Genomic DNA, 22,557 nt, shown 5'->3' on the forward strand with positions numbered 1-22,557 from the left:
AGCTTTCAGCGGCAGGGACGGTCGACCAAGCGATTGCGACGTGTCCATATTTTGGAAATTTTTTTTGCCTGACTTGCGACGGAGTGATCTGGGGTGAACAGGATTTTAGCCAACCTCATGTTTGATTTTCTCAAGGCATGCGACGCAGCGCATGCGTCCATCGAACTGTCGGGTCTCGTCGGCAAAGTGGTAACGGAACTTGGATTTGAGAGCTTTGCGATGGCAGCATTGCCTCTTCGCCATGAACGGTTAGAGGGCCGCTTTTTGCTCAAAGGCTGGCCTCGGGAATGGTTCGAGAGGTATCTTCACAACAACTATATCCACCGCGATCCGGTCGTCGATCTCGTCAGACAAAACGACAAGCCGATCATCTGGTCGAAGGCGATCGACCACCGGGGACTCGCGCCGAAAGCGCGACAGATCATGAAGGAGGCGGCTCAATTCGGGTTGGTGGACGGCCTCACCATTCCGGTACACTCCAATGCCGGGCTGGACGGTGTTTTCTCAGTTTCCGGCCCACGCCTCGATATCTCGACGGAAGAAAACAACCTGTTGCGCATTGTTGCCGCGAGCGCCTTTGCCAGGCTTCTGGATCTCAAAGGCATCAAAAACAAGATTCGCAAACCTGTGGCTGTCACGCGCAGCGAGAGCGAATGCCTTGCATGGTGCGTAGCGGGCAAAACAGATTTGGAAATTGGCAGGATCACCGGCCGGTCGCAAAGGACCGTACAGATCCACCTGCGTAATCTCCAGCAAAAACTGCAGGCCAAAAATAGAGCCCAGTTGATCGCGGAAGCGTTCCGGCAGGGCCTGCAGCGATAAAAACTACGACAATTTGCGAATAGTTTTTGGGAACCGACGGTTGTAAACTCACGACGTGCGACCTGAGGTGACTTTATGCTTCAAATTATCCACGGCAAGCAGGCCAATGACCAAGCGCTCATGGAGGCCATTTGGCGTTATCGCCATCGCCGCTTTGTGGAAGAGCTTGGCTGGGAGGCCATACGCCGCGTGGATGAACGCGAGCGGGATGCCTATGACACGTCCCGCACCATTCACCTCGTTCTGACTCACCGGCACAGCATCATCGGCTACTCGCGGCTGCTCCCCACGACCTTCCCGCACCTTCTCTCAAAGGTATACCCTGAGATCATGGAGGGGAAACCGTACCCATGTGGCCCACGCGTCTTCGAATGGGGACGATGTGCAGCGGAAAAGGCGGCCCCGCGGATTGATAACGTTGCGGCTGTGGACCTGTTGATGACCGGCGTTCTGGAGTACCTGGTGCTTGTTGGCGCAGAGGCTGTGATCATCGAGGCGCATCCGAAGCTTGTCGAGATGATGAAGGGTAGAGGCTACCCTGTCCGGTACCTGTGCAAGCCAGCGCTTTACAATGGTGAGACGATGGTTGCCGCTGCAGTTTACCCGTCAGCAACCGTGCTTCAACACCATCGATTGGCTTATGGCATAACGCAATCTTTGCTCCCGCCCAACCTTCAATGGCGGCTGAATCGCATTCGCGACCTACCCGTCGATCATCACCCGATCTGGAAAGACTCAACTCGTGGGACTAGGTAGGAAATCACTGATGGATGCGACTAGCGCCGAGCGATTGATCAAGGCAATGGTGCACGACAAGACCCAGAACCTTCTCAGGATCGTGGAGGAAGTTTGCCGCCGCTATCCACCGATCGAAGACCTGGAGTTCATACGATATTTGCTCGGAATGATCGTTCACGCGACAGACGACGGAAATGACGAAGACCGGCACTGATGGTCCAGATGTTGCGGACGGCAGCAACAACAGAATGAACCAGCCGTTTTAAGATCTGATCTTAAAGTTCTTTGCAATCGTGAGTTACGTTGTTAGACTGCACTGGAGGCGACGCTGTTCGTCTTGGGGCGTGGAAACCCCTTTTGATTGATAACGCGCTTTGTGAGCGACTACTTCGCGACCTTTCAGGTCGGGGAGCCTGTGGAGTATACAAAAGGCCTTCGGGCTAAAGTCCACAGGGGCCGGTAATCAACGGCTTTCCAACTCCCCGACTGCTGGATCCGCCAGGATTTCTGGCTGTGGGAGCTCATATATGGCACAGAACTATCCGCTTGAAAGGCCGGCATTTCCGGTTGAGGAAACAGCCAGCAACCCGGTCTCACTTCACCCCGTCGACCAAGAGGTCGGAAGACGCATTCGTGTACGCCGTCAGCAATTGCGAATTTCTCAGGCCGCGCTCGGTGCGGGCGTTGGTGTTTCATTCCAGCAAATCCAAAAGTACGAGCGTGGCGTTAACCGCGTCAGTTCGTCTGTACTCTATGAGATTGCTGCGGTCCTTGACGTACCAATGGGCTATTTCTTTGAGACGCTCTCGAAGCCTGATTGTGGCAGCAGTGCAGCATTGAGCCGCAAGGCCGAAGTACGTGAGGAATTCATAGCGACTGACGAGGGTCAACGGCTGGTGGATGCATTCATGGCGATACCGAAGAAGATGCGTCCGAAGTTCATTTCTCTCCTGGCCACTTTCAGCAGCGCGGACGACTGAATTCGTTCCTACAAACCGGGCTGGACGCGCCTGCTGGACGTGTGGCGTTGGGCGCGTTTTATCGCATCCGACAGCTACTGACAGCCCGGTGGCGTCCGCCTCCGACTTTCCTCGACATCCCCGAAGCGGCATCGCAAAGATGGCTTTGAGAACCGCCGAAACCATCTAACGCGTGCCGCGCGGCGCCGCTCGCGAGCTTTCTCGAGGGCCACTGCGCAGAGGTCGAGGTCAGCGCGACGCCGAACTCGGCTTTCGATAGAAGCGCCGTCCAAGCTTCGTCATGCGTCGCTGCAGGCCCGGCTTGGCGACGTGGGACTCCGCATTTGTCCTCAATCGAGTGCCGAGGCAAAGGTCGCAATAAGATCGCCGGCGGTTGCGCCAGGATCTCTACGCATCGACTTTCCCGACAGACCAAGGAGGTAACATTGTGGTGGCAGCTGACGATCAATCAATACGAGAAGCCGGAGCCTATGGGCATGCTGTCGAGAGCTATGTCTTGGCGTCGAACCCGTGCGACCTCATTGAGCAGATTTCCCTGCCGATCTCCCATCTCGCCCGGAGGGTCAATGGCAAAGGGACGGAACGGACGCTAGTCTTCGATGAAGGCAAGGCAATCGTCCGGGGCTTCGAGGGAGGCCTCCTGCTATGGGTCTGTGCCAGCAATCTCGTCGTCCGCCACGCTCTTCAGATACTGCTTGAGAGCAGTCTCTTTCTCGCAACGTCGGAGAACCGGCTGATGATTTCCTGGTATCCAACTGCAGGCGAGCCTTTTGTGGTGATCGAGGGGCTGCTGGGACACATCATCACGATTCCACCGGTTAAGCGCGGCGATGACTGCCAGACCATCTGCAAAACTACCGCTAGCGACGTGAAGAACTGCCCAGCCTTGCGAGAGGATCAATAGATGACGATCGAGATTTCGGTGCATCCTGCATAGTTGGAAACAACGCAAGGAGAGGCGATGCTTCAGTCGGAAGAAGGTATGGCTATGGCCGCATCGCACAAGACGAGCTTCGAGGGATTGGCACGAGCGTCACTCGATTGCGGCATCGCCGGCTCCTGCGGTTGTTCCTCCTGCACCGGCAGGCGGCATGATGGGGCTCCGAATTCTTGTAGTGGCGAGACGAGGAGCCACCCCTAGACTTCGCCGTGGCTTTCTTTTCAGGACTGCTGAGTATTTCTTTTGCGCTGACGCCGGAGGGGTATTTTGCAAGCTTGATCGCCGCTGCCCCACCGGCTGCACTTAGGCTCCAGTCGATAGACGGCGTATCCTCGAGGCGCACATGGCCGGGCGCCTGGACACGTTCGTAGTGAAGATGGTCGGATTACGCTTTCCCCACTCCAGATCGCTCAAATACTCTTTGGGCGAGGCCCGACCGCGATTCCACCTCCTCCTGCGTCAGACCCTTTTCTTGGCGCAGAGGCGCAAAATTCGGCCGGGCAAGCGCGATATCCATGCGAGCAGTGGGGACAGCCGGGCTCGCGTGAGTTTGTCAGCTATATCAGAAGAGTACCAGAAAAGCGCGAACGCAAAGTTGCTTGGGGCGCTCAACGAACTTGTCTTCAGCAGGATCCCTTCCGATCCGACGTCCAGCGCCCATCCTTTCCTGTCGCCGAACGACGAGTTCGCCAACTTCGAGGCACGACGATGACCGTCACCGCGCGATCCTAATACCCCGCCGATCTGGTACACACCGTAAGCAGCGAGTCATTGCATGACGCACTCATTGACACGGGCGCAAAGACCAATGTTTAGTCTGAGTGAGGGCCGCAGCCCGGCAGCCTCGCGCTCAACGGCGGGCTCGCGAAGCTGCAGGAGAGCGGGAAACACGGACAAGCGCCTTGCGCGACCCTCACGGCCAATGGGAGCCGACTCATGACAGCAGAGAAAATCCGCTCGCCTGCGGCGATCGCCCGAAGAGCAAAGCGCGAGCTCAAGGAATATGCCTTTCTATCCGCGTATCTGTACGTCTGCTTCGGAGCACTCGTTCTTTACAAGATGGCGATCCTTGGCGGGCAGGGTGTGCATTTCTCGGCATTTGGCATCCCGGCTATCAAGGCGCTGATCCTCGGCAAATTCATCCTGCTCGGCCACGTCCTCAAGTTGGGTGAACGAGATACAAGGCGGAGGCTCGTTTCCGTTATACTCTACAAGGCGATGCTCTATCTTGTTCTGCTCATCGCCCTCTCGGTCGTCGAAGAGGCGATCGTCGGGCTCAGCAACGGCAGAACGATCGCCGCCACGCTCGCGGAAATTGGAGGCGACAAGCTGCCGGAGATGATGGCGACGAGCGTGATCATGCTGCTGATACTCATCCCCTATCTGGCTTCAAGGGAACTCGACGTCGCGCTTGGCGAGGGGAGGCTGTGGGATCTGCTGCTCGCATATCGCGACCGTATCGATCATGACCGACCAGTAGTCTCGAAAGAGTGACGTTTGCTGTAGCGGCCTGCACGATGTTGACGAGCGGTCAAGCTTCCGGAGGAACTCGACAATTCCAGATGCGACCGCTTTGGGCTTGTTCTAAGGGAAGGAGATGGGCTGCCGCAGGAACAGTGACGAGCGTGGTCGGCGGGGTTCACAGCAGGTCCAGAACTCGGTTTCGCCGACGGGACAGAAAGTGCGGGGTGCACCAGGTTAATCGCTTGAGCGATAGAACAGGGTCCGACCCGTCGGCAGCAACTGAAGCAGACAGTCGAAGTCACTCACATTGGCCGTGAGAACGGTGAGGCCGAGCTTTTGCGCCTGCAAGAAGAGGACGCAGTCGTGAAGGGCGCGTAGGCGGGCATCGCGCTGGTAGCCTTACAATCGACATAGCATCCCAGACAGGAGAGCCGCGCGTCTCAGTATATCGGCATCCGGCGCGAAGATGCGGTGCGCCGGCATTTCACGGATCATCGTCCTGATCTGCCGAACCGCCGTCCTCGCGCCGGGATGCTCGGGATCGAGCGCGCCGACCGTGTGCATCAGTTCCTGGACAGCGATTGTCGAATGATTGCTATGGCGGATGTCGAGCAAGTCCGCAACGATGTCAGGGGCACGTCCCTGCAAACCATCTATGTAGACGCACGTGTCGCGAAGGAGTTCTTGCCCGGCCTCCGCCACATCACCGAGGAACGGCAACTCATCATCATCGCGCCGCGCCAAGGTTTTTCCCGGATCGAACCGTGCCCAACGGACGGCCGCGTCGAAGTCGAGGCCTGACACATTAGAACCCGAGCTTCAAATCAGGATCGACGGTCCGCCGTGTCTTGCGGAAAGTGGATCCAAAATCGTCGTCGAGAGCTACATTCGCCAGGGCGAATTCGATGAGATCGGTATCGGTTTCAATGCCTGTGTGCTTCTTCGCCTGCTCAATAAGCGCGGGACTGATACGGCCCCCTATTCGCTTGCTTTTTTCCCCGAGCAGGCCGGAATGTTCGGCAGCTCTCATCACGGCATTAAAGCGTGCCTTACTTATCGCAACGAACTTTCCAGTTTTTACGTGACGTCCCGCCTTTGTCAGAAGCCCGTCGTCCCCTGTTGTCGGCTTTTTGGAGCTGCTTTGCTTTCTCATGACCTCGGACTCGTTCCATGTCCAACAAAATTAAGTCTTGTCGAACATAGCATTCACAGTCTTTTTTCAGGAAGGTGTTTCTTTGACTGTGCGCTTGAGTACTGTAGCGGACGCCAAGGCCCGCTTTGGGGCCGGTCCGACTTTAATGCGTCGACGCGTGGGAGGTTGGTGCTGGCGGTATTCTGGAACTGGGAGGACGTCGATCCAGCAAACGAGGTCAGCGATCAGTGGTTCGTCGCGGGGCTTGAATGCAGTGGTGACGGCGAGAGCTATCCAGGCGACACGGTCCAGACGGCGCCGGGTCGTCAATCTGTACACGAGCTTGGCGTTTCCCGCCAACAAGAAGGTCTGGGTTTACGTCGGTCTCGCTGACGAGATTTGGGCACTGCTCAACGACCTCAGCATCGATATCTCGATCGACCCGGCGTGGTGGCTCAACTCCATAGCCATCCGGTCAATATGAAACCAATAGGCGGAAAGGCAATCCACTTCTATCCGGCTCGGCGATTGGATTCAAAGCCTCTCCGCAAGAGCCAATGACGGAATGCTCGAGAGCCACTTCCTCTCGGACGTCCTCAAAATTTGTTCCTGCCAACGATGCCCCATGTCCTCTTCGACGCCAAGCGAAGTAACCAAAGCAGCATCTGTGTCACGACGACACCACCAGGCGGAGTCTTTCTTTTTCGCGCATCCGGAGCCGAGATCAGCCAGCAAAGCCGCTGAGCTATCTGGTCATCGCCCGTGATCATCCTGAATGATGCACTTGGCGCAGGTTCTCCAAAAAAGAGCAGCGGCACTTGAACATCGGTGACGCTGGACCATCCTCTCATACGCCCTAGGCCGGCGCTACCGCGCCCCCAATTGCGGACGAGTGAGGGATCGATTGCTTTCCACCAGCCGATTTTACGCTGACGCGCGCGCCGTATGGGGATACGAACCAAGCCACGACGGCACGCTGATGGCATGGTGGGGTTCCAAACTCGGCGTTCGTGCCGTGTTCGTTGGGGAGCTTGTTGGCGCAAAATTGAATCTGCTCGCCACTTTCAAAGGCGGTGTCGTCCATTTTGGTTGGCGACGATACGCGAACCTTCTTGTTCTCACCCAGAATGACCGCCTGTGGGAGGTCGATCCCAGGCGGCCGCAGACAAGAACCGACGTGACACCAAAAGGATTGCGAACCTGGCAGGTCATCGCGGAATCACGACATGCCGCCGACGGCCAATCGATCCTTTCATATGACCGAAACCCCACCTTTGCCGACCTTTACTCAGCGAGGGCAGACGGAAACGGCAAGCGGCTGATCGAACAAAATAATGGCCGGACGGAAAGCTGGCTGTTGAATGATGCCCAGGTCCCGTGCCTCCGCGTTGAACTCACCTCGTCCGGAATGAGGCGCTATCTTCACCGAGCCGGCGAGAAAGAGCCGTGGCGGGAACTCGCGATCATTGAACCCGAAGATACGCTCATCGTTTGGCGCACGGACAGAAACGGCAAGAGCTACGAGGCTCTCTCAAACCGGCAACGGGACAAAGTTGCGTTAGTGTTCCTGGATCCCGCAACCGGCGCTGAATCCGTTCTCGCCGGAGACAACAACGTAGACGTATCGGACGCATTCCGCTTCACGCCCGCCGAGCCGACGGATGTCGCCGTCATTCATGATGGCTATCCCCGGTATCTCGCGCTGTCGGAAAGAGGCGCGGTTTTCACTGAGCTCATTTTTGATCGCGGCAGGCATTGTGATGTTGAGATATCAGGCTCGTCAAAGAATGGCTCCCTCGTCACTGTCGCAATTTCTTACGATGAAGAACCCTATCAGCACTACCTTTTGGACTTAAATCAAGGGAAGAAGACGCTCCTTGCCCCGTCCGCTCGACGGCCGCTGCCCGCTCCATCAGCGGTAACCAGGCCCGTGAGCTTTAAGGCCAGAGACGGCGAGCGGATACCAGCGTTGCTGACACTTCCGGTGGATGCCTCCTGCCCCGTCCCAAGCATCGTGATGGCCCATGGCGGCCCTGCACGACACGACCGCTGGGGTTACGATGTCGAGAAAAGTTTCCTTGCAAGCCGTGGATACGCGATCTTATCCGTCAACTATCGAGGCTCCACCGGCTTCGGGAAAAGATACCAATCCCTGGGTTATCGGCAGTTCGGGCGACGGATCCAGGATGACATTGCCGATGCCGGGCTTTGGCTGATCGCAGAAGGCATAGCCAGAAAGGGAAAACTTGCTGTTGCCGGCGAAAGCTACGGCGGGTTCGAAGCCGCACTGGCGATGAGCAGTGATGACAAGCTTTATTCGGCGGCAATCATCGATTATGCGATTTTGGATCTACCCTACCAGATGCAGAACAACCCTGCCGGTTGGGGATTATTCCTGAGCCAGGTCATACGCTACTTCGGAGATCCGGACGAACCTGGGGAGCTTGCGCAAATGCGGACCTTCTCACCGGTCCACAACGTGAAGAAATTGCATGGCTCGTTCTTGCTCACTGCCGGCTTGGAAGATGCGGTCGTGGGATTTGAACAAACGAAAGCGTTCGAGAACGGATTGCGCGGCGCGGGCCTCGATGTCACGGCTCTCTACTTCCGGCGCGAAGGTCATGGGTACCTGGGCTGGCAGACCAAACTGGTTCGAGCACGCGAGATTGAGATGTTTCTGAAGCGGATGCTGGGTGGCAGGGCAAAAAAGATAGACGCATTCGCCTGGTTGTTAAAGCACTGGATTCGGAGGCGTTTTATGAAGCGACATTGAATAACTCGCGCTTTCCGTGCGCTAATTGCGAAAAACAAACCTTGATACCCTCCCTGATTGCCCTAACCTCCCCTCGTTCGCCCGATTGGCGGTTTGGCTTTACCTCGGAGGCACCTATGGTTGACGTTCAGAGTGTTAATGCGGATTCCAGCGAATATTACATTTATCCCCTTGAGGATGACGAAATCGACGCGGTGACAGGCGCCGGCTCCTGGGTCGGCCATGTCGATCGCGGGCTCATAGGTGGCGGATACGCGGCAGGCGGAACCTACGCGACGACCGGCAGCATCGGCAAGGCCGGTATCGCGGGCGGCGTGGGGTTCGCGGCGGGCGCGACTGGCAGTATCTATAACGGTGGCCTTTCCGGCGGTGGCAACAGTAGTGGTCGTGTCATCTGCACCCACTTCTTCCGTCGCGGGATGCTGGACCGCGATCTTTGGCGCGCGGACCTCGAATTCACGTATCAGGCGTTATCGCAGACAACCGTCCGCGGTTATCAATATTGGGCAATTCCTTACGTCCGCCTGATGCGGCGCAGTCCTCTGGCGGAAAAAATCATGTACCCACTCGCGAAGGCCCGTGCCGAGGAGATCGCTTATCAGGCCGGCCGCCGCTCCAGGGGGTCGCTGGGTGGGAAACTCGTGCGCCTCATCGGCGAACCGCTATGCTTCCTGATTGGCAGCGTGGTGAAGCAGAAGGACTGGGCTCCGCTTTGGGCCGAAGGCCGGCAATCGTCAGGAGGACAATGATGACAGCTCTTTCAAAATTGATCGCCCTGGAGATTGCCTTGTCGGCGCTATTGGCGGCCGTCGCAGTCATCGGCATTCCGAAACTGACGGATCCGAACACCACCGCCAACTATCCCTTGGCGATAGGCGTATTCCTGGCAATGTCCGCAACCTTCGTGGCATACGAGTTCCTAACCAGGAGACCGTCCTGATCGTATAGGACCACTCGCTATTCGTGGTAGATCCATGATGTGTCAGGGCCGAGAGAATAGATCTCTCGGCCCTTTTTCCTGTGCCGAATGTCGAGCGTAAAGCCAATAATCATCATCTTCAGGTTGACGTGATCGCCGCCAGGCCTAGTTTTCCCGTGCACGTGGTGCTTTCGACCCTTTCCGAAGAAACGAATGGTGAGTTAAGTGCAAGGCATCAAAGACCTCTCGAAAACGGAGATCGAACACAGTGCTGGTGGTGCCGTCAGCGCCGGCGTTCGAAGCGGAATCGACGCGACAGCCGCGCGCGCAGGCAGCCGTAGCCTGGCCTATCCCGCAGCCATTGATGCCGGTATCGGCCTTTCTGCCGTTGGTGTTGGAGCGCTTGCTGCGGCCGGTGTTGCCCGTAATGCATATGATGTTTGCAGATTAGCCAGAGCTTTCACCTGAGCATTGAAACAGGAGGCACTCCGTCCAAGAGGCGGGGAGCCTCCCCTTAGCCTAACGGTCGCATCTGATCAGCATGAGTCTGTTTCGTCGAGAGGCCCTCGAACGTCAGTCCCAGCGTTTAACGGGATCGGTGTCGATGGCGGTGCCCATGGGGTGGCACGCAACTGGCTATCTGATGGCCAGCGTTCTTGTTGCCGTTGTCCTGTTCCTCTCCATTGCAAGCTACGCCCGGATCGTCACCGCGACGGGCGTGATATTGCCTGATAGCGGCGTGGCTGCGGTGATGCCGCCGCGTTCCGGCGTCGTCATGAAGATGATGGTCCATGACGGCGACCTGGTAAAGGAGGCTCAAGAGCTCGTGGCTGTACGCTCCGAGGACTACCTGGTGAGCGGTGAATCGGCGTCCCAGAAAGTCGCACAGATGCTCGCCCGGCAAAACGCAAGTATTACCGAGCAGCTGATCGAGGTGAAGAACGATCAAGCCTCCCAGACTGCGCAATTCGACGCGCAAATAGCCGGCTACCGGACGCAAATCGAGAAACTGCAAAATCAGATCGTCTTGCAGCGAGACCTGGTCGCTTCGATCGAGCAGGACGTTGAGCGGATCCGGGGGCTGGTGGATAAAGGGATCGTTCCAAAACGTGACGTGCTTTTGCGCGAAGATTCGCTCACGGAACGGCGGCAACAGATGGCCGTCCTCGAAAGTACATTGACGGAGCGACGGTCGGATCTATCCGACGCCGAGCGGATGCTCGATCAGGTCAAGGCAAGGGCGAACGAGAAAATTGCCGCACTTCAATCTCAGCGTGAGGATATCAATCGCAGCATTGCCGCCAATGAACAGTCCCGCGCCTACGTCATCAGGTCCCCGATCGCCGGAACCGTTTCTGGGCTCACGGCCAAGATCGGCGAACCGCTGAACGCGCAGCAGGCGCTCATGAGCATTGTGCCCCTGAATGCCCCGCTGCACGCGCAACTGGACGTCCCGAACGCAGCAGTCGGCTTCGTGGAAGTCGGACAGGCGGTGCGCCTGGCGATCGATACCTTTCCCTATCAGAGTTTTGGAACGATCGCGGGGCGCGTCAAGAGCCTCTCGAAGAGCCCGGTCAATCGCGGCAATGGCACGAATACCAACCTGAATTATCTCGTAACGGTAGAGCTCGAGCGGCAGAGCATAATGGCCTTCGGTAAGCCGCAAGCCCTGTTTGCGGGCATGACATTGTCCGCCCGAATTGCGACGGCCCGTCAGTCGCTGCTCGAATGGCTGTTCGAACCCCTGTTCGCGTTGCAAAGACGATAGGATAGCGCGATTGTCTCCAACGCCACTTCAAGCCGGATTCCTGTCGATCGCGCGTATTCGTCTCATTCGCCAGAATGAAGTCAGCGAATGCGGCCTGGCTTGCCTGGCCATGATCGCAAGCTTCTACGGGCGCCAAATCGACCTGGCAACCATGCGCCGCCGCTTCACCCCCTCTTTCCGTGGAGCTCCGCTTTCAAGCCTGATAAAGATCGCCGACCAGATCGGCCTTCTTCCGCGCGCGGTAAAGCTTCCGCTCGAAGCGCTGGCCAATCTCGCGCTGCCTGCCATCCTTCACTGGAACATGAACCATTACGTCGTCATCGAACGGGTTTCGGGTGAAAAGGCGTTGATCCACGACCCCGCCGGCCGCAGCGAATGGCTGAGGATGTCCGAGATCTCGGAGCACTTCACGGGCGTCGCCCTCGAGCTGCGGCCGAACGAAACATTTGAGAAAAAGACCGAGCGCACCGTATTGGGCTGGTCGCAGCTCTGGACCCGGATCAACGGCCTTGGAAGCTCCTTTCTGCAGGTTGTCGTTCTAAGCGTCGTGCTGCAGGTCTATGTTCTTGCACTTCCCTACTTCCTGCAGATCGGAATAGACAACGCTTTGCCTGCACTCGATCACGACCTGCTTTCGGTCCTGGCGCTGGGCTTCGGCCTGTTCACGCTGTTTAACGCCAGCGCCAGCTTTCTTCGCTCCTTCGTGATTTTGGCCGCGGGGTCGGCCCTTGGCTTCGGCATTGCTTCCAACATCGCCAGGAAGCTGTTCCGGTTGCCGCTCGATTGGTTTCAAAAACGCGAGGTCGGCGACATTCTTTCCCGCTTCCAGTCGGTCGAGCCAATCCAGAAGATGCTGAGTGAAGGCGTCGCCGGAACGCTTGTGGACGGACTGCTTGCCCTGACGACGCTCGCCATCATGTTCTTCTACAGCGCCAAATTGGCGCTTGTCGCGTTGACGGCCTTCGTCCTTTATCTCGTTGTCCGCCTGCTGTCGTTTTCATTCGAACGCCGTGCCCGGGAAGGCGCGATCATTGCGCATGGCAAGGAGCAGACAGCGCTGATCGAGACGATACGCGGCATCCAGACGTTCCGCCTCTACAATCGCGAAACGATGCGTCATGCGATGTGGCAGACGCTTTTGACGGATGCGGTAAACGCAAACATTCGCGCTTCCCGCGTTGGCATTTGGCAGGCGACGGGCAATGCTTTGCTGTTTGGCCTTGAAAACATCCTGACGATCTATCTTGCGATCGGCTTCGTCATGGACGGCGGCTTCAGCGTCGGCATGGTCTTTGCGTATCTCGCGTATAAAGGCCAGTTTCTCGAAAAAGCCGGAAATCTCGTCGACCAAGGAATGGCGTTCATGATGCTGAGACTGCATCTCGAACGGCTGGCCGACATCGCCCTGGAGGATGACGACAGAAGCTTTGGAGCAAGCTCGGTCGCCGTTACGGAGCTCAAAGGGAGGATCGAGCTGAAAGGTGTGTCATACCGCTATTCCTCAACCGATCCTCCCGTCTTGAGCGACATCGACCTCGTTGTTGATCCAGGCGAGCATGTCGCGATCACGGGGCCATCAGGAACTGGAAAATCAACGCTTTTGAAGGTCATGCTTGGTCTTTTCGAGCCGCAATCGGGTGACGTCCTAGTGGACGGCATGGCCCTGCGACAGTTCGGTTATAAGAGTTTTCATAATCAGATCGCGGCCGTCTTGCAAGACGACAACCTCTTTGCCGGTTCGATAGCGGACAACATCACCTTGTTTGCCGAGCAGGCCGATCCCGTCGCCATTGCCGAGGCGGCAAAGGCTTCGGCAATTCATGATGAGATCATGAAAATGCCGATGCAGTACGAAACGCTCGTCGGCGACATGGGCTCGAGCCTGTCGGGCGGTCAAAAGCAGCGGGTTCTGCTCGCTCGCGCTCTCTATCGAAAGCCGAAGATGCTGTTCCTGGACGAAGGCACGTCTCACATGGACGCAGCGAACGAAGATCGCGTGAACCAATCCATCCGCTCGCTCGGCATCACCCGCATCGTCGTCGCTCACCGGCAGGAAACCATCGCATCTGCCGACAGGATACTCTACATGGACGGCAGCGGCCTGCAGGCGATCAGCCAGCCAAGCGAGGCTGGAAATCAAGAACCGGCCGAGTGCTCAGGCGCTCTGACGCAGGCAAAAATTTAGGTGTTCGGAAGCCGACGGGCATCGGGCCGGACTGTTTTCATAAGCGGTGTCGGCCATGACGATGTTGGCGGGCAGGCCTCGATCAGGGCATCGGCTTGCGGCGCATCGCCCTTCTGGCCTGCAGTCAGTTTGAAGCGGACCGGGCAGCCGAGACCACGCAGACCTAGGGGATCCATGTCCGCCGTCGCTCGACATCGAACACCTTCCGCTGGATAGGCGGAATATGCTCCTCTGGTATGCAGTGACACAGGCGCCGAGCAGCCGATGACGACAATTCATCCTCCTCCCCACGAAGAGCGCGACATAGATCGCGCTCTTCGTCAAGCAGCGGTGCTTGCAAGATCGCCGGCAAATCACATAATTGAGATGCAGGCGGTCAAGAAACTCCAATCTTCGCAATGCCGGCTGGTTTCAATTCGGTTGCGGACGGACGAAATGGGCGTGGGGCCGCGGAGCGCATTTCAAAAATCAAAGAGGCTGTGAGGGATTTACATGGCATTGACCATACGTGAGGCTGTGCGCGCAGACGCCGCGACGCTGTTCGGTTTTATCCGCGAATTGGCGATTTACGAAAAGGCCGAGGACGAGGTCACGGCAACCGTCGAGACGATCGAGGAATCGATCTTTGGCGAAGGCTCCGTTACGCGAGCGCTGGTTTGCGAACAGGATGGCCAAGCGATTGCCATGGCGATCTGGTTCTTCAACTATTCGACGTGGCAGGCTAGGAACGGCATCTATCTCGAGGATCTCTATGTGACGCCGAAGGCGCGCGGGTTGGGTGCCGGCAGGGCACTGCTGAAGCAGCTGGCGAAGATTGCGCAGGAAAACGGCTGCGGCCGCTTCGAGTGGAGCGTTCTGGACTGGAACGAGCCGGCGATCCGCGTTTACGAGGCGATCGGCGCAGAGCCGCTGCAGGAGTGGATCCGCTACCGGATGTCAGGAGACATGCTGAAGAGCTTTGCCGATACCTAAAATGTGGGATTCGCGTCCGGCATCTACATCGATCTGCGTTTCGCGCCACTTGCACTTGCAGGGCTTTTTGGCGGCGCGATTGCCGCTGCGGCTTGCGTCGCTGGTTCTTGGCTGGAGGAATCTGGGCCGGATTCCTGCGCCAATGACGGTTTCCCGCCGATTATTGCCCATATGGACCCCAAAAGCATTCGACGCATAAGGTTCAACGAAAGGCCTCCTGATTAGACGCAACGCATCACGGCGACGGCTCGAATGGGTCGAGCAACGCGTACGAGCGAATCTGAAAGATGCTGCGGGCAGCACCCGGCATCTTTTCGCCTGGAGGTAACTGAGAGATAGCCCTCAGAGCCACTGACACAGCTCCGTAACAAGCTGTCAGTCCACGACGGCTATGCGGAACGTCATCTCCCAACAAGCAGCGCCGATTTTGGTGCGCTCACTACTCACCACGCTTCTGCGAGCCTTGTAGCGCACCAAGCCGTCTGGACTGGTAGTTGTGCAACCAGACAGGGAGCGACATCGCGGCAATCGACAGAATGAATATACATGGTGACGGCAGGCGTCACTGCGTCAGCGACTGGATCCGATCATATCGAACGGTGAACTCGTCGGCCGTGCCTTCGTCGTAGACCTTCGCCAAAGTAGCCTGGAGTTCAGGCGAATAGAGCACGCTCAAGACGTCGATCTGTTCGTCGCCTTTCTTGGTGACCTGCTTGATCCGGAACACCTTATATTTGCATTCCCCGAGGCTGAAGCTTTCCTGTCCGGCGACCGTCAGTTCCAGGCTCCAGCGCGTATCAGCCGGTTCGATCGGACCAAGCGGCACGAAAGCGATGTTGGCATGGGAACGTTTCTTGAGCGGGAGAATGCGGCTGAGATCAGACAGCGGATGCATGACATATTGCTCATCCTTGCTGAAACGGGCCAGATCGAACAGACCGGCAAACGAGAACACCGTCTGCCGGGGTGAACCGTCAAAGTGATTGACGGTTTTGACGATTGGCCCTTCGGCCTTTCGGAATTCGCTTCGTGCGCCGGTGGTTTCCAGCACAAAACCTTTGTCGGCGGTATTTGCGGACGGGCAATCCGCGCCGTGGGCTGCGGCCGGCAGAAGGGCTGCGATAAGCAATAAAGTGAAACGGCTTCTCGTCATGGTCTCGTGTTTCCGAAGGGATTGGTTTGCTGTCCAGTTGGGGGTTTTCGGCGGCGAACTCGTTGGAGGCGGAGTCCCTCGGCGCTCAGCCCAGGCCGAACTTGCGCCCTGAGTGACGAACGAGTTTTTCATTAATGCCCTCAGCGAATCTCAACCCTGAGATGATTATGCACATCGTGCAATTGTTTGGAAGTTCAGAAAGCTGAGCCCACGTGTCGATCGTCATTTCAAGGCCGGCTCTCGGTAAGACGAATGTACCGCTGAATCGTCCGCCTGCACTCAAGGCAGGAATTGGCTGTGTGGAAACTTCGCCTTTATCGAGAACAACCGCGCTGACTGCCGTAGAACGTTCATCCAGCGGCGGTTAGAGCCCGGCGGTTTTGAATACGCAACCGGCGGAAACGCGAAGCTTTCATCTCGCGCAGCGTTGCCGGCTTATTGGGGATTAGTTCGAAAGCGGGTCTCGTCGCAAAGGAAACGAAGCCCGTAGCTTCGCTTGTCACTCAACATTTGAGGCCAGCTACAAAAATATGGATCGAAAGGCTTTAAGATATTGGAAAACGGACGGTTCCGATATTATGGAACCATTATGCCAGCATCCAAGCCCGGTACGATGATCGGCAGACGCTTGGTAAGGGAATGGAATCCGAGTACAGGTCTCACGCGAACATGGCATGAAAGCTTAGATGCTGCGGGAGCTGTACGCCAAGTTCGGCCACAGACCGGAGGTCCGAAGGTTCACTTCCTCTTTAACGAGACCCGTAAGCTCAGTAAAAGGTGGTGAAATGAATATAGATCTGAACCAAATACGCGATAAGTTTGATGGTTTGTGCAGCGGCTCCGCGAGTCGCGAGGAGGTCGCACGTTTTGCAAGTCGGGCAATCGAGGCGGATGATATTGGCAAATTGCACATGGAGAAGTCGAATGAAGCAAAAATATGGGAAGCGATCCTGTACCTAAGCGGGGTGGATTTAATGGACGTTCCGGGAGAATATTTGCACACGGTATCGGATTTTGAAAATGCACGACGTGAGCTGGGCGTGTAGTGCTCGCTTGATGCCGTCGAACTTGCTTACCCGTGAGCCGTCGTGCTGTCGGCGGCCATCTAGAGCCGTGTTTCCGAGCGGCCGCCCGGCAGCCCGCCTTGCCCTTCCTGCACCGCGATCAACTCTCCTCGGTGCGCCTCGTCACCGATGCCTCCGGCAATATCGATGCAGAACTCGGTCGGGAGCCAACATCGACCATTTAACGTACCCGCTTCAGTACGCCACCTCATCAAAATAGCGAAGTGGCATTTCCCATATGACATATTTGAGTTGCTTCTGCTGGTGGAGCTTCTCTTTGAGGAAGGTCTCCATCGGGGTGAACGGCCCTTTTCCTTCCTCAGCGAAATTAACAACGTCGACTTTCGCCTCCACCTTCAACTGGGCTTCGAAGCTCCATTTGGCATTGGCGCTGTAGCTAGAGCCCACTATCGCTATCTCGGGCCCCTCATCGTCGTCGGATATCAGGTCGTCAAGGCTGGCATCCGGGGTCACGGCGGCAAGCGACGCGAGAGGATCGCCGGGCATGGGGACGAAGCGCTCAAAGATCGAGAACTTGGCGAATTTGTAGAGGTCACCCATGTGCACGATTTCTCCTTCTGGCTTCAACGCAAATTCTTTGTGCTTCAGCTCGGAATCATGTGCTAGCACCTGCGCGACGGAACGGGCGGCCACACCAGCGCCTTGCACAGTCCAGTGAGTGTCGGACTTCAGGAAGACCGGCTTTTGTTCACGAGCTTGTCGGAAGGCCTTCTGCAGATCGGGAACCGGTGCACCCATATTGCTCAGCCGCAGCCGCACGCTTTCATAATAGTGCTCACGTGACGAAGGCTCGGCGGCATTGCCGAGCTTATCGCGATAAATGTCCGCCTTTTCCGGAACCAAAAGAAGAATAGGCTCCACACCGGCCCCTCTTAACGTGGAAAGCGTGTCCTCGACGAAGCTTAGATGCTTCTCAAGCATGCTCAAGGATTTGCGGTTCCAGCTGAATTCCTCATCACTGAAGAACCAGCCGTCGCTCCCCTTGATCAGTCCCTTGCGCGCTTCGCCAAATACCGTGAAGCTTATGAGGTTCAACAGACCGGTGGAGAAGTCCCTAATCGGGAAGGTATCTTTGTAAATCCTCTCGACCGCCAATGCCTCACGCCCCTGGACGACGTCGGCGAGGGAACGCTTCGACTGCATATGCTCAGCCACCTCCTTGCTATTCCAGAAGTGACCGAGGACCGCAACGCCGCAAGCAAACAGGATAAAAATCGACAGAGCTGGGAGATAGGCCAGTGTCCCCTTCAGACTAAGTCCGTCTTTTTTTGGCGTGAGAGTATCTATTTCGCCGGAAGTGATAACCTGAGAGATCTCGTCCATATCAGGGGCTCTCCTTAGAACTGAAAATAGAGGAAGGGTGTGTCGCTATCGGCCACGAGCTTGACAATCGCAGCCAGACCGAGAACGGCCGCGGTAACTGCCAGGACCGGATTGACATGCGGATAATCGATCCCTCCGACGTACACCAGTTCGTTGGTCGTTTTCAGACCGAAGAACCGGCGCAATTGCGGCTCGCCAAGCGCCGTGAGAACGCCGACCACCATCAGCAGAAACCCAAAGTTCGGAAACTCCCAGGCATAGTCGCTCCGCAAACCAAATCCATTCCGCCCGACCATGCCGGCGAGCATGCTCATCGCTTCGGTCATATTGGCCGACCGGAAGAAGACCCAGCCGATCACCACGAGCAGCATGGTGAAGAGCCAGGACGAAACGCGAAAGGGCGCACTAGCCGAAACCTTGAAATAGCGCTCCACCGCAAGCCAGAACCCGTGCCAAGCCCCCCAAACCAGGAAGGTCGTATTTGCTCCGTGCCACAGTCCTCCAAGCACCATGGTTGCCGCTAAGTTGAAATAGGTGCGTCCAACGCCTTTTCGGTTGCCACCCAGCGAAATGTAGAGATAGTCGCGTAGCCAGCTCGACAGAGAAATGTGCCAGCGGCGCCAGAAATCGGTAATGTTGACGGATCTGTAGGGCGCGTCGAAGTTCTCGATAAAATGGAAGCCTACCATCATGCCGAGTCCGATCGCCATGGACGAATAGCCGGAAAAATCGAAATAGAGCTGGAGCGTGTATGCAATGGCGCCGAGCCAGCTCTCTGCCATCGTCGGATTTGGGATCGAAAAGGCGGCGTCAGCGACCGGAGCGATTGAGTCGGCGATCAGCACCTTTTTGGCAAGCCCCGTCAGGAAGCGCATCGCACCGTAGTTGAACTTCGCCCAGTTGTGTTCACGGCCATAGAATTGCTCGGCAAGATCGGAAAAGCGCAGCACCGGACCGGCGATCTGATGCGGAAAGAAGGCGATGAAGGCCGCATAATCAGCGAAGGTCCGCGACGGTTCGAGATCGCGCCGATAGACGTCGACGACATAGCTGACGTTGTGGAAGATGTAGAAGGAGATGCCGATCGGCAGGATGACGTGCGGCAACGACCAGCTGTAGGGCTCGCCCTGATTGAACACATAGGCGCTGCTGTCGGCGAAGAAGTTGAAATACTTAAAATAGAAGAGCAGCGCGAGGTCGCCGGCGATGGTTGCCACGAGGAACAGTCTTCGCCTTTGCTGTGTTTGAGCCCCGTGGATCAATAGCGCCGCGCCATAATTGAATGCTGTCGTGGCCAGCATGAGCAGCGAGAAATCCACCCGCCACCAGGCATAGAAGCAATAGGAGCCAATCAGGATAAAATAGGACCTATATCGAACCGGGCAGGCGTAATAGAGCGCGAGGAACAGCGGCAGATAGACGAAAATGAAGATGACCGACGAAAAGACCATGTCCGCAACCTCTCCTAGCTCTGGCGGGAACTCGAGCGGCAACCGGCGCGGCTCGATATGGCCGGCGCAACCTCCCGCGAGAACGAGTAAAATGCGCATCCGGGCAAAGCTGCGCCCTCATGGTCAGAAACAAGATCAGTGGCCAAGTTGATGTCCTCATTTTGTGATTGCCGGCCGGCGGCGAACCATTCCGTTCGGCCTGTCGGGTCAAGTCAGACCGGCAAAGCCGGAATTCACTGCAACTCTTTTAGGGTGTCGTCGACTTCGTAGATCGAGCAAAGGATGTGGTAGAAACTGCTGGCAGGCGCAGGCTCGTTGACAAACTGCCCGCTCGGCGGGAGTTTGTCGTACCAGAGCCCTGGAATGTCTGTGGCGAGGAATTTGCGTAGCGCGGCTGCCGCCTTCGCTGCCTGGCGCAGATAGTAGGTCCGTTGCTCGCCGCGGCTGATCTGGGCGAGCAGCGCGGAAGCCTTCAGCCACTCGGTCTGCGGCCAAAGCCTGGCGACGTGGTCAGAAATCGAAAAATCGTCGAACAGCCCCATGAAGGCTACCTGTCGCTCCTCGCAGACGCCGTGTTCGACGCCGATTTCGAAAAGTCGCTCGGCGACTGCAATTGCCTTCGGGACATCGCGCGCAATCCCCCAGCGGGTCAGAAGCCATGCCCATTCAAATTGATGGCCGGGCTCGACGATCCGCCCCTTATCACCGGGAAAGGGTGTCCAGTCACGGTCGAAGAACTCCCTGAGCGCTCCGGTCTCCCGATCGATGAACCGCGTCATTGCGAGATTGGCGATCTCATCGGCCAATGCCGTCCAGGGTGTAGGATCGGCGGCGACCCGCTCCCAGGCGAGGCAGGCCTCGAAGAGATGCATGTGCGGATTGGAGCACAACGGCAGCTTGACGGGGCAGTCTTCCTCGAATCCAGCTTCCGGATGGGCATATTCCGCCTTCAGCGTGCCGAGCAGGGCGCGCGCCTTTTCTTCCATCGCGTCCTTCTGTTCGGGGGCGGACAGGGCTAACTGGGAAAAGGCGAACAGGGCGAAGGCCTGATTGTAGAGGTCGAAGCTTTCGTCGATCATCTCGCCCGAAGGGGACGCGACACTGCCGAAGAACGCATCGCCCCTGCGATAGACGCGCTCGAACCACGAAAATCCGTGCTGGATCAGTTCGCGCCAATCGACAGACAGATTGCGCGCGCCGGCCGCGGCAAAACAGTAGATCTGCCGCGGATGCACCCGAGCCCTCCGGTTGTCCGCCATGCAAGGCGTGCCATCCAGCCCGATCCGTTCAAAGAAGCCTCCAGCCTGCCGGTCGTAGCCGACCTCGTACCAGAGCGGCAGCGCGTCACAGTGCAACCAGTCGCGCAAAAGAGAGACCTCGTCCGAAAAGGCGGCCAAGGCGCGTGAATACTCAGCGTCCAACATTCGCCGATGCTCCCGTTAGGTCTTGGATTTGAGATAAGTCAGGGCGAAGGGGTCACCCTGCCCCGCTGCCTCGTTGAGATATTGCAACGCCATCTGCTTGGATTGCGGATTGCCACCATTCTCGTAGAGATCGACGCCGAGCTCGTATTGCGACTTGGCGTCGCCCGCGTCGGCTGCCCGTTGCAGCCACTTGAGGCTTTCCGTCCGATCGGCAGGCTTGAAGCCGCCGATACGGTAGAGGGAGCTTAGCGAGCGGGCCGCCTCGACATTACCTTTTTGTGCCGCCTCGACGACACCGTCGAACAGGATGTCAGCGGCCTGCCGCCCGGCTTCCGCACGCATCAGCTGGGAAATCATCAGGTCCAGTGCCTCGGGCTTGCCCTTGGAATAGGCCTTGACGAGGAGACCGTTGATTTCGCTTGGGTCGCCGCGCATACCGATGTAAATAGCGGCCAGTTCATAGGATGCATTCGGATCGTTGTTGCGCGCTGCTGCCTTCAGCGGTTCGAGGATTTTCGCCCGGTCCAGATCAGTCTTTGCGCTGCGATAAGCTTCCAACAACTGCTCTCGCGACAGCACGTTGACGCCGGCGGACGTCGCAACACTGATCAGATAGGATCCGTCACGCCCGCCCGAGGTGGCACGATAGACGCGTGCGGCCAGTTGGCCAGCGCCCTGCTTGTCGAGCTTACGCGCCAGTTCAAGCCAGGCGTGACCGAGCTTCGGGTTGGAGCCGCTTTCGAGGCCGAGATATTGGACCCGCGCTTGGCGCAGGGCACGATCGGCCTTCGATGTCTTGTCCGCCCCGTAGTAATAATCGGAGGCAAGCGCGACATTGCCGGACTTCTCGGCCCGCTCGGCCAGTTCGCGGAATGCCTTCGTTGAACCTGCGGATGCCGCTTCGTTGAGCCAGGCGTCGGCGGTGCGGAACTCCCCACCTCCGATCTCACCTCTCTCAAGCAACTGCGCCAGGAGCAGCCTCGTGTTTGCGTCGGACTTGTCCGCTGTCAGCGGCAGATAGACCGAACGAGCGATCATCGGGACGTTTGCCGGACGATAGACCCCATCGAGATGCCCCTTGACAAGGCGGCGGCCGGAGCTGGCATCGCCGGCAAGTGCAGCGCGCTCGAAAGCGGTATAGGCCTCACCGCTCTTGCCGCGACCACGCACCAAGTTGGCATAGGCGCGGTTGTAGCGGATTACCTCGTCCTCAGCCTTCGCATGCTGCGCGGCATAGGCAAGCAACGGTTCCGGATCACGGCGCGACTTGAAGCCCGCCTTCTCGTAACCGATCTGGGCCTTAGCGTCGTCATAAGCAAACTCAGGCGAACTCGTGCACGCGGCCGCTGAGATCACCATGGTTCCCACCATCAGTGCCTTACTCAAACTCATCATCTTCTTCATTGTCAGTTCACCCTTACCCCTCAA

General features: G+C 57.5%; 20 protein-coding genes and 3 pseudogenes. 15 read left to right on the plus strand and 8 right to left on the minus strand.

Translation table 11 applies throughout. The features are described 5' to 3' along the window. The first annotated feature begins 93 nt into the window (after positions 1-93). The 5 genes from N2599_RS29635 to rctB all read left to right on the plus strand — a co-directional run bounded on the left by N2599_RS29635 (position 94) and on the right by rctB (position 3,444). Complete coding sequence (locus tag N2599_RS29635; RefSeq protein ID WP_027512827.1) at positions 94-822, plus strand: helix-turn-helix transcriptional regulator; 729 nt, start codon at positions 94-96, stop codon at positions 820-822. A gap of 75 nt (positions 823-897) precedes the next feature. Then, on the plus strand, positions 898-1,578 hold the full coding sequence (locus tag N2599_RS29640) for an acyl-homoserine-lactone synthase (protein WP_063829627.1): 681 nt from the start codon (positions 898-900) through the stop codon (positions 1,576-1,578). A gap of 10 nt (positions 1,579-1,588) precedes the next feature. Further along, a complete protein-coding gene (locus N2599_RS29645) occupies positions 1,589-1,774 on the plus strand; it encodes a hypothetical protein (RefSeq protein ID WP_027512826.1) in 186 nt (61 codons plus the stop codon). Positions 1,775-2,087: 313 nt separating this feature from the next. Continuing rightward, positions 2,088-2,540 carry a helix-turn-helix domain-containing protein gene (locus N2599_RS29650; RefSeq protein WP_037143374.1) on the plus strand — a complete coding sequence of 151 codons (453 nt, stop codon included), beginning with the start codon at positions 2,088-2,090 and terminating at the stop codon, positions 2,538-2,540. 430 nt (positions 2,541-2,970) lie between these two features. Beyond that, entirely contained in the window at positions 2,971-3,444 is a 474-nt protein-coding gene (gene rctB, locus N2599_RS29655) for an SMa0974 family conjugal transfer regulator (RefSeq protein ID WP_156915351.1), read from the plus strand. A 405-nt stretch (positions 3,445-3,849) separates the two neighbouring features. Here the strand turns inward: rctB and N2599_RS29660 are convergent. Next, positions 3,850-3,997, minus strand: a pseudogene (locus N2599_RS29660) (helix-turn-helix domain-containing protein); the annotation flags it as partial. Between the two features lie 419 nt (positions 3,998-4,416). Between N2599_RS29660 and N2599_RS29665 the strand changes: the two are divergent. Both N2599_RS29665 and N2599_RS37680 read left to right on the plus strand, forming a co-directional pair. After that, entirely contained in the window at positions 4,417-4,974 is a 558-nt protein-coding gene (locus N2599_RS29665; RefSeq protein ID WP_027512823.1) for a hypothetical protein, read from the plus strand. 501 nt (positions 4,975-5,475) lie between these two features. After that, on the plus strand, positions 5,476-5,745 hold the full coding sequence (locus N2599_RS37680) for a hypothetical protein (protein WP_156915350.1): 270 nt from the start codon (positions 5,476-5,478) through the stop codon (positions 5,743-5,745). Positions 5,746-5,749: 4 nt separating this feature from the next. Here N2599_RS37680 and N2599_RS29675 read toward each other — a convergent pair whose 3' ends face one another. After that, positions 5,750-6,097, minus strand: a complete 348-nt coding sequence (locus tag N2599_RS29675; RefSeq protein WP_027512821.1) for a hypothetical protein — start codon at positions 6,095-6,097, stop codon at positions 5,750-5,752. A gap of 126 nt (positions 6,098-6,223) precedes the next feature. On the opposite strand from N2599_RS29675, the pseudogene N2599_RS37685 reads away from it, so the two are divergent. From N2599_RS37685 to N2599_RS29705, 6 genes and pseudogenes are all read left to right on the plus strand, one after another. Further along, positions 6,224-6,560: pseudogene (locus tag N2599_RS37685) on the plus strand (hypothetical protein); the annotation flags it as partial. A gap of 420 nt (positions 6,561-6,980) precedes the next feature. Beyond that, positions 6,981-8,849, plus strand: coding sequence for an alpha/beta hydrolase family protein (locus N2599_RS29685; RefSeq protein WP_027512819.1), 1,869 nt, complete (start codon positions 6,981-6,983; stop codon positions 8,847-8,849). Between the two features lie 116 nt (positions 8,850-8,965). After that, positions 8,966-9,598, plus strand: coding sequence for a hypothetical protein (locus N2599_RS29690; protein WP_027512818.1), 633 nt, complete (start codon positions 8,966-8,968; stop codon positions 9,596-9,598). Beyond that, a complete protein-coding gene (locus N2599_RS29695) occupies positions 9,595-9,789 on the plus strand; it encodes a hypothetical protein (RefSeq protein ID WP_260308494.1) in 195 nt (64 codons plus the stop codon). Before N2599_RS29690 ends, N2599_RS29695 begins: the two co-directional genes overlap by 4 nt. 583 nt (positions 9,790-10,372) lie before the next feature. Then, complete coding sequence (locus N2599_RS29700; protein ID WP_209444086.1) at positions 10,373-11,536, plus strand: beta-barrel domain-containing protein; 1,164 nt, start codon at positions 10,373-10,375, stop codon at positions 11,534-11,536. A 109-nt stretch (positions 11,537-11,645) separates the two neighbouring features. Next, a complete protein-coding gene (locus tag N2599_RS29705) occupies positions 11,646-13,721 on the plus strand; it encodes a peptidase domain-containing ABC transporter (RefSeq protein ID WP_051336774.1) in 2,076 nt (691 codons plus the stop codon). 21 nt (positions 13,722-13,742) lie between these two features. On the opposite strand, the pseudogene N2599_RS29710 reads toward N2599_RS29705, so the two are convergent. Further along, positions 13,743-13,888, minus strand: a pseudogene (locus tag N2599_RS29710) (IS5/IS1182 family transposase); the annotation flags it as partial. 325 nt (positions 13,889-14,213) lie between these two features. On the opposite strand from N2599_RS29710, the gene N2599_RS29715 reads away from it, so the two are divergent. Continuing rightward, entirely contained in the window at positions 14,214-14,693 is a 480-nt protein-coding gene (locus N2599_RS29715) for a GNAT family N-acetyltransferase (protein ID WP_027512813.1), read from the plus strand. Between the two features lie 562 nt (positions 14,694-15,255). On the opposite strand, the gene N2599_RS29720 is transcribed toward N2599_RS29715, so the two are convergent. Next, positions 15,256-15,846, minus strand: coding sequence for a hypothetical protein (locus tag N2599_RS29720; RefSeq protein WP_027512811.1), 591 nt, complete (start codon positions 15,844-15,846; stop codon positions 15,256-15,258). Between the two features lie 785 nt (positions 15,847-16,631). Here N2599_RS29720 and N2599_RS29725 point away from each other — a divergent pair. After that, positions 16,632-16,892, plus strand: coding sequence for a YxzC family protein (locus tag N2599_RS29725; protein WP_037143394.1), 261 nt, complete (start codon positions 16,632-16,634; stop codon positions 16,890-16,892). 213 nt (positions 16,893-17,105) lie between these two features. On the opposite strand, the gene N2599_RS29730 is transcribed toward N2599_RS29725, so the two are convergent. The 4 genes from N2599_RS29730 to N2599_RS29745 all read right to left on the minus strand — a co-directional run bounded on the left by N2599_RS29730 (position 17,106) and on the right by N2599_RS29745 (position 22,533). Further along, positions 17,106-18,254, minus strand: a complete 1,149-nt coding sequence (locus N2599_RS29730; RefSeq protein ID WP_027512809.1) for an alginate O-acetyltransferase AlgX-related protein — start codon at positions 18,252-18,254, stop codon at positions 17,106-17,108. A gap of 14 nt (positions 18,255-18,268) precedes the next feature. Beyond that, complete coding sequence (locus N2599_RS29735; protein ID WP_027512808.1) at positions 18,269-19,705, minus strand: MBOAT family O-acyltransferase; 1,437 nt, start codon at positions 19,703-19,705, stop codon at positions 18,269-18,271. A 233-nt stretch (positions 19,706-19,938) separates the two neighbouring features. Continuing rightward, positions 19,939-21,129: an AGE family epimerase/isomerase gene (locus N2599_RS29740; protein ID WP_051336764.1), complete on the minus strand. Its 1,191-nt coding sequence runs from the start codon at positions 21,127-21,129 to the stop codon at positions 19,939-19,941. Between the two features lie 15 nt (positions 21,130-21,144). Then, on the minus strand, positions 21,145-22,533 hold the full coding sequence (locus N2599_RS29745) for a tetratricopeptide repeat protein (RefSeq protein ID WP_027512806.1): 1,389 nt from the start codon (positions 22,531-22,533) through the stop codon (positions 21,145-21,147). Positions 22,534-22,557 lie beyond the last annotated feature (24 nt).

It is taken from the genome of Rhizobium sullae, assembly GCF_025200715.1.
GTDB classification, from domain to species: Bacteria; Pseudomonadota; Alphaproteobacteria; order Rhizobiales; family Rhizobiaceae; genus Rhizobium; species Rhizobium sullae.

Bases quoted from the DNA above. Each gene is read 5' to 3' on its own strand.
- N2599_RS29640 (WP_063829627.1), top strand. From the start codon at position 898: ATGCTTCAAATTATCCACGGCAAGCAGGCCAATGACCAAGCGCTCATG.
- N2599_RS29645 (WP_027512826.1), top strand. From the start codon at position 1,589: ATGGATGCGACTAGCGCCGAGCGATTGATCAAGGCAATGGTGCACGAC.
- N2599_RS29650 (WP_037143374.1), top strand. From the start codon at position 2,088: ATGGCACAGAACTATCCGCTTGAAAGGCCGGCATTTCCGGTTGAGGAA.
- N2599_RS29665 (WP_027512823.1), top strand. From the start codon at position 4,417: ATGACAGCAGAGAAAATCCGCTCGCCTGCGGCGATCGCCCGAAGAGCA.
- N2599_RS37680 (WP_156915350.1), top strand. From the start codon at position 5,476: ATGCTCGGGATCGAGCGCGCCGACCGTGTGCATCAGTTCCTGGACAGC.
- N2599_RS29675 (WP_027512821.1), bottom strand. From the start codon at position 6,097: ATGAGAAAGCAAAGCAGCTCCAAAAAGCCGACAACAGGGGACGACGGG.
- N2599_RS29690 (WP_027512818.1), top strand. From the start codon at position 8,966: ATGGTTGACGTTCAGAGTGTTAATGCGGATTCCAGCGAATATTACATT.
- N2599_RS29695 (WP_260308494.1), top strand. From the start codon at position 9,595: ATGATGACAGCTCTTTCAAAATTGATCGCCCTGGAGATTGCCTTGTCG.
- N2599_RS29700 (WP_209444086.1), top strand. From the start codon at position 10,373: ATGGCGGTGCCCATGGGGTGGCACGCAACTGGCTATCTGATGGCCAGC.
- N2599_RS29705 (WP_051336774.1), top strand. From the start codon at position 11,646: ATGATCGCAAGCTTCTACGGGCGCCAAATCGACCTGGCAACCATGCGC.
- N2599_RS29715 (WP_027512813.1), top strand. From the start codon at position 14,214: ATGGCATTGACCATACGTGAGGCTGTGCGCGCAGACGCCGCGACGCTG.
- N2599_RS29720 (WP_027512811.1), bottom strand. From the start codon at position 15,846: ATGACGAGAAGCCGTTTCACTTTATTGCTTATCGCAGCCCTTCTGCCG.
- N2599_RS29725 (WP_037143394.1), top strand. From the start codon at position 16,632: ATGAATATAGATCTGAACCAAATACGCGATAAGTTTGATGGTTTGTGC.
- N2599_RS29730 (WP_027512809.1), bottom strand. From the start codon at position 18,254: ATGGACGAGATCTCTCAGGTTATCACTTCCGGCGAAATAGATACTCTC.
- N2599_RS29735 (WP_027512808.1), bottom strand. From the start codon at position 19,705: ATGGTCTTTTCGTCGGTCATCTTCATTTTCGTCTATCTGCCGCTGTTC.
- N2599_RS29740 (WP_051336764.1), bottom strand. From the start codon at position 21,129: ATGTTGGACGCTGAGTATTCACGCGCCTTGGCCGCCTTTTCGGACGAG.
- N2599_RS29745 (WP_027512806.1), bottom strand. From the start codon at position 22,533: ATGAAGAAGATGATGAGTTTGAGTAAGGCACTGATGGTGGGAACCATG.